The 13,224-nt window shown below is 72.9% G+C and carries 12 protein-coding genes; 7 read left to right on the top strand and 5 right to left on the bottom strand.

All coding sequences use genetic code 11. The features are described 5' to 3' along the window. Positions 1-31 precede the first annotated feature (31 nt). From ACH4SE_RS02090 to ACH4SE_RS02120, 7 genes are all read left to right on the top strand, one after another. Positions 32-706, top strand: a complete 675-nt coding sequence (locus tag ACH4SE_RS02090; RefSeq protein ID WP_398541323.1) for an SCO family protein — start codon at positions 32-34, stop codon at positions 704-706. A gap of 35 nt (positions 707-741) precedes the next feature. Continuing rightward, complete coding sequence (locus ACH4SE_RS02095; RefSeq protein ID WP_398541324.1) at positions 742-1,182, top strand: copper chaperone PCu(A)C; 441 nt, start codon at positions 742-744, stop codon at positions 1,180-1,182. A gap of 7 nt (positions 1,183-1,189) precedes the next feature. Beyond that, positions 1,190-3,358, top strand: coding sequence for a copper resistance protein CopC (locus ACH4SE_RS02100; RefSeq protein ID WP_398541325.1), 2,169 nt, complete (start codon positions 1,190-1,192; stop codon positions 3,356-3,358). Positions 3,359-3,381: 23 nt separating this feature from the next. Then, positions 3,382-4,818: an iron uptake transporter deferrochelatase/peroxidase subunit gene (gene efeB, locus ACH4SE_RS02105; protein ID WP_398541326.1), complete on the top strand. Its 1,437-nt coding sequence runs from the start codon at positions 3,382-3,384 to the stop codon at positions 4,816-4,818. 81 nt (positions 4,819-4,899) lie between these two features. Next, positions 4,900-5,829 carry a prephenate dehydratase gene (gene pheA, locus ACH4SE_RS02110; protein WP_398541327.1) on the top strand — a complete coding sequence of 310 codons (930 nt, stop codon included), beginning with the start codon at positions 4,900-4,902 and terminating at the stop codon, positions 5,827-5,829. 600 nt (positions 5,830-6,429) lie between these two features. Continuing rightward, positions 6,430-7,731 carry a serine--tRNA ligase gene (gene serS, locus ACH4SE_RS02115; protein ID WP_398541328.1) on the top strand — a complete coding sequence of 434 codons (1,302 nt, stop codon included), beginning with the start codon at positions 6,430-6,432 and terminating at the stop codon, positions 7,729-7,731. Beyond that, positions 7,728-8,570: an HAD family hydrolase gene (locus ACH4SE_RS02120; protein WP_398541329.1), complete on the top strand. Its 843-nt coding sequence runs from the start codon at positions 7,728-7,730 to the stop codon at positions 8,568-8,570. The genes serS and ACH4SE_RS02120 overlap by 4 nt, the downstream gene beginning before the upstream one ends. Here ACH4SE_RS02120 and ACH4SE_RS02125 read toward each other — a convergent pair. The 5 genes from ACH4SE_RS02125 to ACH4SE_RS02145 all read right to left on the bottom strand — a co-directional run bounded on the left by ACH4SE_RS02125 (position 8,506) and on the right by ACH4SE_RS02145 (position 13,033). Continuing rightward, positions 8,506-9,333 (bottom strand): rhomboid-like protein, encoded by an 828-nt coding sequence (locus ACH4SE_RS02125; RefSeq protein WP_398541330.1) that lies wholly within the window; start codon positions 9,331-9,333, stop codon positions 8,506-8,508. The two genes, ACH4SE_RS02120 and ACH4SE_RS02125, sit on opposite strands and share 65 nt — an antisense overlap. A 112-nt stretch (positions 9,334-9,445) precedes the next feature. After that, positions 9,446-10,225: an ABC transporter permease gene (locus tag ACH4SE_RS02130; protein WP_398541331.1), complete on the bottom strand. Its 780-nt coding sequence runs from the start codon at positions 10,223-10,225 to the stop codon at positions 9,446-9,448. Positions 10,226-10,237: 12 nt separating this feature from the next. After that, a complete protein-coding gene (locus ACH4SE_RS02135; RefSeq protein ID WP_398541332.1) occupies positions 10,238-11,155 on the bottom strand; it encodes an ABC transporter ATP-binding protein in 918 nt (305 codons plus the stop codon). After that, a complete protein-coding gene (locus ACH4SE_RS02140; RefSeq protein ID WP_398541613.1) occupies positions 11,152-12,018 on the bottom strand; it encodes an ABC-2 transporter permease in 867 nt (288 codons plus the stop codon). The genes ACH4SE_RS02135 and ACH4SE_RS02140 overlap by 4 nt, the downstream gene beginning before the upstream one ends. A 64-nt stretch (positions 12,019-12,082) precedes the next feature. After that, on the bottom strand, positions 12,083-13,033 hold the full coding sequence (locus ACH4SE_RS02145; protein ID WP_398541614.1) for an ABC transporter ATP-binding protein: 951 nt from the start codon (positions 13,031-13,033) through the stop codon (positions 12,083-12,085). Between the last annotated feature and the right edge of the window lie 191 nt (positions 13,034-13,224).

The following is a 13,224-nucleotide window of genomic DNA, read 5'->3' on the forward strand; positions in this document are numbered from 1 at the left end:
GGCCTTCGCCATCGCACCCTGGGGACCACCTATGCGCACCACCGTCAAGACCGCCGCCGTCACCCTCGCCGCCGCCTGTGCCCTCCTGCTCGGCGGCTGCGGGGGCTCGGGGGGCTCCGACACCTCCGGCCAGGGCTCCGGCTCCGGTCCCGCGGCCGACGTGTCCACGGCGGCGGGCCAGCCCGGAACGCTGCTGGACACGCCCTTCAGCAAGCCGCGGCTGAAACTGACCGACAACAAGGGCAAGCCGTTCGACCTGGTCAAGCAGACCGCCGGGCATCCCGTCCTGCTCTTCTTCGGCTACACGCACTGCCCCGACGTCTGCCCGACCACCATGAGCGACATCGCCCTGGCCAAGTCCAAGCTGCCCGCCGCGGACCAGGCCGAGCTGCGGGTGGTGTTCGTCACCACCGACCCCGATCGCGACACCCCCGCCCGGCTGACGGAGTGGCTGGGCGCGATGGACAAGAGCTTCATCGGCCTGACCGGCGACTTCACCACGATCGAGAACGCCGCCCGGTCGGTCGGCGTCGGCATCGCGCCGCCGGTGAAGGAGAAGGACGGCAGCATCACCGTCACCCACGGCGCCGAGGTGCTGGCCTTCTGGCCCAAGGACGACAAGGCGCACGTGCTGTACATGTCCGGCACCACCGCCCAGCAGTACGCCCACGACCTGCCCAGGCTCATCAGGAGTGAGGCGCCGTGAAGCGGCGAGCACTCCTGGGCGCAATAGGCGGCGTCGTGGCAGTGGCCGCGGCGACCGGCGCGGCGGCGGCCCTGACCGGGCACGGCCCGGCTGCCGGCGGTCCCGCGCGGCTCGTGGTGAGCGGCGGCTACATCCCCCGGCCGCTGCTCACCGACCAGGCCGCCGCCTATGTGACGGTCACCAACACCGGCGGCACGGACGCACAGCTGACGTCGGTGACCACACCGCTGGCCGCGCACGTCACCCTGCACACCACGGCCGGCACCACCATGCGCCAGGTGGGCGCACTCACCGTGCCCGCGGGCGGCAGGCTCGTCCTGGGCACCGGCGGCGCGCACATGATGCTCGAAGGGCTCACCCACAAACCCTCGGTGGGCGAGCAGATCACCCTGCGACTCCACTTCACCCACGCCTCGCCCGCCACGGTCACGGTGACCGTGCCCGTGCGGCCGACGACGTACGACCCGAGGGGCTGACCGACGCATGAACAGACGGCTTTCCGCACGGCGGCACGGGCGGCGGCTCACACCGCGCCGTGCCGCGGCGGCGGTGCTCGCCACGCTGGGCGCGCTCGTCGCGATCCTGCTCGGCACCGCCACGCCCGCGTCGGCGCACGCCGCGCTGCTGCGTACCGACCCCGCCGACGGCTCGGTCGTGCAGACCGCGCCGCAGCGCGTGGTGCTCACCTTCTCCGAGGGCGTGCTGCTGTCCGCCGACTCGCTGCGCGTCCTGGACCCGCAGGGCGCGAACGTCGCCGTCGGCACCCCCGCGCACGCCGACGGCGAGGACTCCGGCGCCACCGCCACCGTCGCGCTCCGCGCGGGGCTCGGCAACGGCACGTACACGGTGGCGTGGAAGGCCGTCTCGCAGGACAGCCACCCGGTCGCGGGCGCCTTCACCTTCTCGGTGGGGGCGCCCTCGAAGACGACCGTCGACCTGGCGGCGCAGGCCGCCGTGGGCGGCGGTGCCGCGGGCACGCTCTACGGCGTCGCTCGCTATGTCGCCTACGGCGGCTTCGCGCTGCTCGTCGGCGGCTGCGTCTTCCTGTCCGTGTGCTGGCCGCAGGGCGCACGGCTGCGCCCGATGAAGCGGCTCGCGGCCGGCGGCTGGGTCGCCCTGGTGGCCGCGACCATCGCGCTGATCATGCTGCGCGGCCCCTACGCCAACGGCACCGGCCTCGGTGACGCCTTCGACCTCGACGTGATCCGCACCCAGCTGGAGACCCGGCCGGGCGCCGCGCTGGTCTCCCGGCTGCTGCTGCTCGCCGCGGCCGCGGTCTTCCTCGCCGTGCTCTTCGGCAGCTTCACCGAGCGCGAGGACCCGGAGGAGCGCGCGGACCTGGCGTGGGGCCTCGGCATCGGCGGCAGCGTCGTGGCGGTGGGCATCGCCGCCACGTGGGCGATGGCCGAGCACGCCTCGGTCGGCATCCAGCGCAAAGTGGCCATGCCGGTCGACGTCGTCCACCTGGTGTCCATGGCGGTGTGGCTGGGCGGCCTGATCACCCTGCTCACCGCGCTCGGCGTGCCGTCCGCCGCGGCCACGCTGGAACGCGCCGCCGTACGCCGCTTCTCCACCGTCGCGCTGACGGCGATCACCGCGCTCGTCGGCACCGGCACCTACCAGGCCTGGCGGCAGATCGGCACCTGGCGGGCCTTCACCGACACCTCCTACGGGCGGCTGCTGCTCATCAAGATCGGGCTGGTGTGCTGCCTGGTGGCCACCGCGTGGTTCTCGCGGCGCTGGACGCAGTCCCTCGGCGAGGCGGTGCCCGCGGCGGCAGCATCCGGCAGGGCGGGCACGGCGGGCAGGGTCGCGCGGCAGAAGGCGCGCGGGGAGGCGCGCCGGACGCCCCGTCAGGCTGTCGTGGCGACGGCGGGCGGACCGGAGGCCGCGGCGGGGCCGGAAGGCCCTCAGGAGCCCGGCCAGGGCGCGCAGGACGGCACGGACACGGCGGCGGGCGGAGCGGCCGGGAGGGCGGACGGCCCGGGCGACTCCTCGGGCGCGGACACCGGCCGCGACGACGCCGTCGAGCGCGCGGCCGGCGGCGACCCGCGGCGGGCGGCCCAGCTGCGCAGGCAGCAGGCCGTACGGGCCGCGGCCCGCGAGCGCAAGGTGCGCGACGCCGACCCCGCGCGGGTGGCGCTGCGCCGCACCGTGCTGATCGAGGCGGGCATCGCCGTCGTCCTGCTGACCGTCACCACGATCCTCACCGGCAGCCAGCCCGGCCGCGCCGCGGAGGAGCAGAAGCGCCTGGCCAAGGCACCGGCCGCACCCGGTGCGAGCGCCCCGGCGGCCACCGCGCCGCAGCAGGTCAGCCTCAGCATCCCCTTCGACACCGGCGGCGCCGGCGGCAAGGGCACCGCCTCGCTCACCCTCGCCCCGCCGCGCGCGGGCCGGGACGCGGAGGTGCACATGGAGCTGACCGACCCCGCGGGCAAGCCGATCAAGGCACCGGAGGTACGGCTCGCCTTCACCCTGCCCGCGCAGCACCTGGGCCCGCTCCCGGCGAAGGTCAGAGCCTTCACCGCGGGCCACTGGATCGCGACCGGTGTGCGGCTGCCGCTCGCGGGCACCTGGCAGCTCGCACTCACCGTGCGCACCTCCGACATCGACGAGGTGACGGTGACCCGGGACGTCCAGATCACCTCCTGACCCCACGGCAAGGGCGAGCGCACATGAGCACGGCAGGCAGGAAGGGCGGCGGCGGATCCGCGGCGCAGGGCAGCGGATCCGCCGGGGACCCCGCCGCGGGTGAGCCGCGTGCACGGGGCCGCGGCACGGGCGGCGCACCGGACGCGCAGACAACCGCACCCGGCACAAAAGAGGAGGTCGGCCTCGACGCGGCGGCACCCGGCGCCGTTGACACGGCACAGCACCGTGCGACGCCGATCACCCGGCGCCGTCTTCTCGGCACCGCGGGCGCGGCGGGCGCCGCAGGCCTGGTCGCCGGGGGCACCGCCGGGGCCGCGGGCGCGGTCGCCGCACGCTCCGTACCGGTGGCGCTCGGCACGGTCGGCTCCGCGCACATCCCCTTCGAGGGCGTCCACCAGGCGGGCATCGTGCAGCCCGCGCAGGCCCTCGGGCACCTGGCGGCCTTCGACCTGCTGCCGGACGCCGGGCGCCGGGGCGCTGCGGCGCTGATGCGCCGCTGGTCGTCCGCGGTGCGCACGATGACCCGGCAGGACCGGCCCGCGGCCCCCGCGGCGTACGACGACCAGATCGCGTACGACGCCGGTCCGGCCTCCCTCACCGTCACCTTCGGCTTCGGCCGCGGCTTCTTCGCGCGCACCGGGCTCGGGCCGGAGCTGCCGGAGGCGCTGGCGCCGCTGCCGCACTTCCCCGGCGACCGGCTGGACGCCGCACGCAGCGACGGCGACGTGTGGGTGCAGATCGGCGCGGACGACGCCCTGGTGGCCTTCCACGCGCTGCGGGTGCTCCAGAAGGCGGCGCGGGACTGGGCGACCGTCCGCTGGCAGATGAACGGCTTCACCCGCAGCCCCGGCGCGACCGCCCACCCGGTGACCGGCCGCAACCTGATGGGCCAGATCGACGGCACCAACAACCCCAGGCCCTCCGACGCCGACTTCGCCGCCCGGGTCTTCGTGCCGCCGAACGGCTCCCCGGCGTGGATGGCGAACGGGTCGTACGCGGTGGTGCGGCGGATCAGGATGCTGCTCGACGACTGGGACCACCTCCCGGTCGCACGCCAGGAGAAGGTGATCGGGCGGCGCAAGTCGGACGGGGCGCCGCTGTCCGGCGGCACCGGAACCACCCCGGTGGACCTCGCCCGGTTCGGGCCGGACGGCACGCTCGCGATCCCGGGCGACGCGCACATACGCGTCGCCGCCCCGGCCTCCAACGGCGGCGCGGCGATGCTGCGGCGCTCCTTCTCCTTCCACGACGGCATCGGCGCGGACGGGACGCCGGACGCGGGGCTGCTCTTCGTGGCCTGGCAGGCGGATCCGATGCGCGGCTTCGTGCCCGTGCAGCGCAAGCTCGACAGCGCCGACGGGCTGTCGCGCTTCCTGCGCCACGAGGCGAGCGGGCTGTTCGCGGTACCGGGCGGTGCGGGGCCGGGCGAATACGTGGGCCAGCGGCTGCTGGAGGGGTGAGCGCGCCGGAGGATACCCCGTGCCGGGGTGACGGTGCGTGACCCGTACGGAGCACTGCGCGCGGGCCGTTAGGCTGCTTGCATGTCGTCAGCGAGCCGCTACACGTACCTGGGTCCCGAGGGCACCTTCACGGAGGCCGCGCTGCGGTCGCTGCCCGAGGCGGCGACGCGCGAGCTGGTCCCCATGGTCTCCGTGCCGGCCGCGCTGGACGCGGTGCGCGCGGGCGAGGCGGGCGGGGCCCTGGTGCCGATCGAGAATTCCGTGGAGGGCGGCATCACCGCGACCCTCGACGAGCTGGCCTTCGGCGAGCCGCTGATGATCTACCGCGAGGTGCTGCTGCCGATCGCCTTCGCGCTTCTCGTGCGTCCCGGCACGGAGCTGTCGTCGGTGAAGACCGTCACGGGCCACCCGGCGGCGCAGGCGCAGGTGCGGCAGTGGCTGTCGGAGCACCTGCCGGACGCGCTGTGGGAGTCGGCGGCGTCCAACGCCGACGGCGCACGGCTGGTGCAGGAGGGCCGTTTCGACGGGGCCTTCGCGGGGGAGTTCGCCGCGCCGACCTACGGCCTGGAGCCGCTGGCGACGGACATCGCGGACGCGGCCAACGCGACGACGCGCTTCGTGCTGGTCGGCCGCCCCGCCCGGCTGGCGGCGCGGACCGGCGCGGACAAGACGTCGGCGGTCTTCTGGCTGCGCGACGACCACCCGGGCGCGCTGCTGGAACTGCTCCAGGAGTTCTCCATCCGCGGGGTGAACCTGATGCGGATCGAGTCCCGGCCGACGGGGGAGGGCCTGGGCCGCTACTGCTTCTCCGTCGACGCCGAGGGCCACCTGACCGACCGGCGGGTCGGCGAGACGCTCATGGGACTGCGGCGGCGCTGCCTGAACGTGCGTTTCCTCGGGTCGTACCCGCGGGCGGACGAGGTGGCGGGGGCTGTCGCGCGGGGCACGGGCGACACCGAATTCGCCGAGGCCTCGGACTGGCTGAACCGCACGCTCGACGGCCGCGGCTGAGGGGCACCCCCCGGGTCCCGGATCGGCCCGCGCCGCCGTCCGCGGTGGCCCTGCGCAGCTGTTCTGCACTGTTCTGCACAGCTACCCGCGAGTTATCCACAGGGACGGCCGCGAGCCTGTGGGTAACGTGGGGACACGTCGACAGGCGAAACCGACGTCATCGACAAATCGGTACACAGATACCAGGACACCGCAGAGTGGCGCAGGACACCCCCCGTCAGCCCATTTCGCGCGGCCCACTCGTCCGAGGGAGGTTTTCTCACTCGAAAGTGAGTGTGGAGCGAGTTTCCGCGGGGAATCCATAGCCGATCACTCGGCGCCCGGAATGATCTCACCCTCCTCCACAGATCTTCCCCACACCCTGTGGACAAGTAGGGGAGAACTTCTGAAGGCCTGTGGATAACTCACCTCCGGGAGGGATGATCAACTCCGGTTCTCCACAAGCCGGATGTACCTGCGGTGGGACCCCCGCAATATGGTTGACAGACCGTTTTCCGGCCCTACTCAGGATTTCCCACGCTTATGTTGTGAAGCTCTCATATCGGGCATAAAGTCGCTAAGCTGTCGCGGCTGCGGGCGCCTCCCCGGTAGCCTGTTGCCGTGATCGACCTTCGCCTGCTCCGTGACGACCCCGACCGTGTGCGTGCCTCGCAGCGCGCCCGTGGAGAGGATGTCGCGCTCGTCGACTCCCTGCTGTCCGCCGACGAGCGCCGCCGCTCCTCCGGCACGCGCTTCGACGAGCTGCGCGCCGAGCAGAAGCAGCTGGGCAAGCTGATCCCCAAGGCCCAGGGCGACGAGAAGGCCGAGCTGCTGCGCCGCGCCGGCGAGCTGTCGGCCGCGGTCAAGGCCGCCGACGCCGAGCAGCACGAAGCCGCCGAGGAGGCCCAGCAGCTGCTGCTCAGGATCGGCAACATCGTCCACCCCGACGCCCCGATCGGCGGCGAGGAGGACTTCACCGTCGTCGAGCAGCACGGCACCCCGCGCGATTTCGCCGCCGAGGGCTTCACCCCGCGCGACCACCTGGAGCTGGGCGAGCTGCTCGGCGCCATCGACACCGAGCGCGGCGCCAAGGTGTCCGGATCGCGCTTCTACTACCTGACCGGCATCGGCGCACTGCTGGAGCTGGCCCTGGTCAACGCCGCCATGGCGCAGGCGACGGCTGCCGGCTTCACCCCGATGCTCACGCCGAACCTGGTCAAGCCCGCCGCCATGGCCGGCACCGGCTACCTCGGCCAGGCCGAGGACGACGTCTACCACCTCGACAAGGACGACCTCTACCTGGTCGGCACCTCCGAGGTCCCGCTGGCCGCCTACCACATGGACGAGATCATCGACGCGGGCCGGCTGCCGCTGCGCTACGCGGGCTTCTCGTCCTGCTACCGGCGCGAGGCCGGCTCGTACGGCAAGGACACCCGCGGCATCTTCCGGGTGCACCAGTTCGACAAGGTCGAGATGTTCGTCTTCACCACTCCCGAGGAGTCGGAGGCCGAGCACCAGCGGCTGCTGGCCTGGGAGAAGCAGTGGCTGACGTCGCTGGAGCTGCCCTTCCAGGTGGTCGAGCTGGCCTCGGGCGATCTCGGCATGTCGGCGTCGCGGAAGTTCGACTGCGAGGCGTGGGTCCCGACCCAGGGCAAGTACCGCGAGCTGACGTCCACCTCGAACACCAACGAGTTCCAGGCCCGGCGGCTGAGCGTGCGCATGCGCGACGCGAACGGCACCCGCCCGCTCGCCACGCTCAACGGCACGCTGTGCGCCGTCACGCGCACGATCGTCGCCCTCCTGGAGAACCACCAGCAGGCCGACGGCTCGGTGCGCGTGCCAGAGGTGCTCCGGCCCTACCTGGGCGGGCGTGAACTGCTGGAGCCGGCCGGCTCGCCCGCCGCCCCGGCCGCCGCCAAGTGAGCACGCCGGACCGGCCCGTCACCGCGGCGGGCTCCGTCGAGCCGCCCTTCCGGCTGGTCGCGACCGACCTCGACGGCACCCTGCTGCGCAGCGACGCCACCGTCTCGCCCCGCTCGCGGGACGCGCTCGCGGCCGTCGCCGCCAAGGGCGCCGCGCACATCGTGGTGACGGGCCGGGCCGTCCCGTGGGTGCGCCATGTACTGGACTACCTCGACTACCAGGGGCTCGCCGTCTGCGCGCAGGGCGCGCAGGTCTACGACGCGGGGTCCGACCGGCTGCTGACCTCGATCACCCTGGACCGCCAGGTCGGCGCGCTGGCGCTCGCCAAGATCGAGGCGGAGACCGGCCCGCTGGCGGTGGCCGCCAGCCGCGACGGGCTCACCGGCGAGGTGCTGGTGGGCCCCGGTTACGTGCACAACCCCGAGCTGCCGGTCCTGCACATCTCCGGCCCGGAAGAACTGTGGGCGCAGCCGCTCAACAAGCTCTACATACAGCATCCGCAGCTGACGGACGACGAGCTGACGCAGGTGGCCACGGAGGTGGCGGGCACCATGGTGAGCGCCACCATGGCGGGCGCCGGCATCGTGGAACTGCTGCCGCTGGGCCTGACCAAGGCGACCGGTCTGTCCCTGGCCGCACGGCGGCTGGGCGTGACGGCGGCCGAGACGATCGCTTTCGGGGACATGCCCAACGACATCCCGATGTTCGCGTGGGCCGGGTACGGCGTGGCCATGGCCAACGCGCACCAGGAGCTGAAGGCCGTCGCCGACGAGGTCACCGCCGCCCACGACGAGGACGGGATCGTGCCGGTCCTGGAGCGGTTCTTCGGCCCCCTCTGACCTGATCGCCGGCGCTCAGCGGGTCCGGTGCGGCCGGTGCTGCGAGCGGACGCGTACGGGTGGGGCGCGGTCGGCCGCGCGGCGCCGGCAGCGGTGTCGCCGCGTGGCAGCACAGCCCGAGCAGGAAGGCCGTGAGGTGCCCCAGGTCGGTGTACGTGCCGCCGTTCAGCACGGGACGGGCGAAGAAGGCGAGCAGGGCGGCGAGATACCCCCAGCGCCAGGGCCGCGGCACCCGGTAGGCGAGCACGCCGACGACGCCGGCCAGGCCGTAGCTCACACCGATGTCCACGGTGTGAGCGAGGGAGTGCGGCAGGCGGTCGTCCCTTATGCCGAAGAAGACCGCCTTCTGGCTGACGAGCGTGGCGCCGATGTGCGCGGTGGCGGCGGTGAAGAGCCAGCGCCAGGTGCCGAGCCAGCGTTCGGCCGGGGCGTGCACCAGCGCGAAGAGCAGGCTGTAGAAGGCGAACGCCGAGGGCGTCTGGATCCAGAACGCACTGCCGATCAGTACGCGGACCGGGTGACGGTGCAGCTCGACGAGGTTGGTGCTGTAGTGGTGCAGCAGCGCGGAACGGGTGTGCGGGGCGGCGGCCGCCACGACCGCGCTGGTCACCGCCAGCGTGGCCAGCCACAGGTGGGTACCGGGAGAGGACCGCACCCACCGCACGGCCCAGCGGCGCGCGTCGCGCGGGGTGACGCGGCGGAGCCGGAGCGCCGCGGCGCGGGCCACTGACGCCCGCGCCGCCTGCAGGGTGTGCTGGAGCATCGCCCCCAGTCTTCCCCGCGGCACGCTCCCCCGCCCGTCGGCACCGGCCCACCGGGGCGGCCCGCCGCCTTGGCGCGTACGGCGACGGGCCGCGGTGCCGACGGGCGCCGCGTCACTCCTCGGCGGCGAGCTTGAGGCTGCGCAGCCGGCGGGCGGCGAACCAGGTGGTCACCACCGTCACGACGGCCAGCAGCACCACGCCCGCGGTGAGGCCGACGTCGGAGCTGACGATGTCGCCGTGCGCGACCTTCTGGGCGACCGCCAGCGCCCACTGCTGGACGCTGAGCTTGCGGGCGCCCGGCACCACGTTGGCCACCGCGCCCTCCCACACCAGCGCGTAGACCAGGCCGACCACCACCGCGTGCCGCGTCACGACGCCCAGCAGCAGGAAGATCGCGGAGTAGGCGACGCAGGCCACGGCGGAGCCGACGGTGTAGGCGACGGCGACGTTCTGGCCGTTGCTGTTGAGTATGTATCCGGCGAGGAGCACGGGGACGGCGGTGAAGGCGAGGCTCACCCCCACGGCCACGACCAGCTTGGTGAGGATGATCGTGCTGCGTCTGACCGGCTTGGCCAGCAGGTAGACGATCGCGCCCTCGTCGATCTCCGGGCCGATCGCGCCGGTGCCGGCGATGACGCCGACCAGCGGCACCAGCGCGCTGAGCGCGAAGCCCTGGAGCACGTCGTCGGCCGTGGAGTCGTCGGCGCCGCTCAGCGCGCGCACCGCGGCCGAGATGACGAGCAGCAGCAGCGGCAGGCAGAAGAGGAGCAGGGCGCGGCGGCGGCCGAGCAGCGCGCCGTACGTGAGCCGGGCGACGGTCGGATGGTAGAACCGGGGGCTCGGTGACGGCGGCGCGGTGCCGCGTCCGGGCGGGGCGGTGGTGACGGACATCTCGGTCGCTCCTTACGCCGTGACCAGGTAGGAGAAGACGCTCTCCAGGGACTCGTCGGACGGCGAGACCGTGAAGAGCCGGATGCCGTGGTCGCGGGCGATCCGGGGCAGGAATTCGGTGAATCCGGCGAAGTCGACCGCCTGGATGAGCAGGGCCTTCTCCCGTACGTCCAGTTCGATCGCGGCGGTGGACGCGTGCGCGATCAGCGCGGACGCCAGCCGCCGGTCGTCGCTGGACCGCACCAGGTAGCGGTGCGGGCGGTCGGTCATCAGCCGGCGGATCTTGCGGAAGTCACCGGAGGCGGCGTGGCGGCCGGCCACCACGACCTCGATGTGGTGGGCCAGCTGCTCGACCTCCTCCAGGATGTGGGAGGAGAAGAGCACCGTGCGCCCGTCGGCGCCCATGCGCCGCAGCAGCTCCATGAGATGCAGCCGCTGCCGCGGGTCCATCCCGTTGAACGGCTCGTCGAGCAGCAGCACCGACGGCTCGTGGACGAGCGCGGACGCCATCTTGGCGCGCTGCCGCATGCCCTTGCTGTACGTCTCGATCCGGCGGTGCTGCGCGTACTCCATCCCGACGGTGGCCAGCGCCCGCTGGGCGGCCGCGCCGGGATCCGGCAGGCCGTGCAGCTCGGCGTTGGCGACGACGAACTCGCGGGCGGTCAGGAAGTCGTACATCGACTCGCGCTCGGGGACGATGCCGATCTCCCGGTAGGCCTGCTCGTTGCGCCAGATGACGTGCCCGTCCAGCGTGACCGTGCCGCTGGAGGGGGCGAGGAAGCCGGCCATCATGTTGATGAGGGTGGACTTGCCGGCGCCGTTGGGGCCGAGCAGTCCCGTCACGCCCGGCCCGATGCTCATGGTGACGTCGTTGACCGCCACCACGTTGCCGAACCAGCGCGAGACGTTGTCGATGGTGACCGTGGTCACGACAGGCCCACCTTCCGGTAGCGCCGCATCAGCAGCCCGAACGAGCCGGTGATGATGCCTGCGAGGACCAGCAGATACGCGATTCCGGCCGCCGCGTTCGGCGGGCCCGCGGCTTCCGGGAAGGCCGAGCGGGCACCGAGGAACCACGTCTGGAAGCCGTCGATCAGGGTGACCGGCGAGAAGAGCCCGATCCAGCCGATGACATCGTCGTGCTCCTGCGCCCCGGCCACGCCCTGCACGCTGGAGACGGCCGCGTAGGTGATCACGAACACGGCGATGACCGCCGCGACACCGAAGCCGCGGCGCGGTGTGACCGCCGCGATGACCAGGCCGATCCCCGCGAAGAGCAGGGAGAGCAATATGACGGACACCAGGCCCTTCGCAAACCCGGCGGTCTGGTGTGCGAAGCCCAGCTTCGCCAGCAGCGCGCCGATGTAGAGGATGAGGAGCGGGGTCGCCGTCAGCAGCAGCAGCGCCGCGGTCAGCGCGGCGTACTTGGCCGCCACGTAGTCGACCCGCTCGATGGGGCGGGAGAAGTACAGCGGCGTGGTCTTGAAGCGCAGGTCCCGGCTGACCGACTGCGGTGCCTGGGCGGCGACGAAGAGCGTGATGACCGCCTGGAGGACCACGGCGTAGCGCGTGTAGGCGATGGGCAGGTCGTTCTGGTCGGCGAAGATCGCCACCGCGACCATGATCAGCGCGGGCAGGCACATCACGCCGAGCAGGATCATCGGCAGCACCTTGGACTTGCCGCTGCGGCCGAGTCCGTAGGCGCCGCGCAGGCTCTGGACGAAGAGTGAGGTGCGCGCGTAGCCGCGGCCGAGGCGCGGCCCGGTGTAGCTGCGGTAGCCGATGTCGTGGATGACGTCGGGTGGTGAACCGGCGGCGGGCGCGCCCGCGGCGGCCGTGCCGCCGGGTGCGGCGACGTCAGGCTGCTTCACGGCCGTCTCCTTCCGTGCTGTGGGCGTCGTCCCCTGCCGGGGCGGTGTCGTCGTCGACGAACAGCTCGGCTATCCGGTGCCTGCGCTGTTCCATGCGCACCAGGCCGACACCGAGGCCGGCCACCGCGTCGCGCACGATGTCGTACGTCGCGTCGTCCGCGATGTCGACCAGCAGCAGGTGGCCCTGTGCCTGGGTGGTCAGCCCCGCGCCGGTCAGCTGCGCGAGCAGCTCCTCCTCGCGGTCGGTGACCTCGACCGCGAGGGACGCGGTGGTCTGGGTGAAGTCGCTGGTGGAGGAGGCGCGCAGCAGCTTGCCGCCGTCGATGACGACGATGTGGTCGCTGGTGCGCTCCAGCTCGCCGAGCAGATGGGAGGTGACCAGTACCGAGATGCCGAAGTCGGAGTGGACGCGGCGGATCAGGCCGAGCATCTCGTCCCGCCCGGCCGGGTCCAGACCGTTGGTCGGCTCGTCGAGCAGCACCAGTTTCGGGTCGTGCACCAGCGCCTGGGCGAGCTTGACCCGCTGCTTCATGCCCGTCGAGTAGCCCCCCATCGGGCGGTACCGCTCCTCGTACAGGCCGACGTGCCGCAGCGTGTCCGCGGTGCGCTCGCGCGCGGCGGACGGTGGAAGGCCCGACATCCGGGCCATGTGCACGACGAACTCGGTCGCCGACACGTCGGGCGGCAGGCAGTCGTGCTCCGGCATGTAGCCGACCAGGCTGCGGATCTGCGGCCCGTCGGTCGCGACGTCGAGCCCGAGCACGGCGGCCCTGCCCTCGGTCGCCGGGGACAGCCCCAGCAGGATCTTGATCAGCGTCGACTTGCCGGCCCCGTTGGCCCCCACCAACCCGGTCACTCCGGGGGTGACGGCCACGGACAGCCGGTCGAGGGCGGTCACACCCGGATACCGCTTGCTCAGGCTTTCGGTGGAGATCACAGTCACGGGACGACCGTAGTGGTCCGGAGCACACCCTGGCGTCCCCCCGGGGTCGTGGATATGTGTACTCCTCGGGGCTGACCACCCGTAGGGGTCGGTACACCGCGGGGCTGCCGCCGAAGGGTGAGGGCGAGTTGTCCACAGGGAGTGACCGAGTATTGACCGTCCCATCGACCGATGTCACAGTGAGT

It is taken from the genome of Streptomyces sp. NPDC020983, assembly GCF_044333485.1.
GTDB lineage: Bacteria > Actinomycetota > Actinomycetes > Streptomycetales > Streptomycetaceae > Actinacidiphila.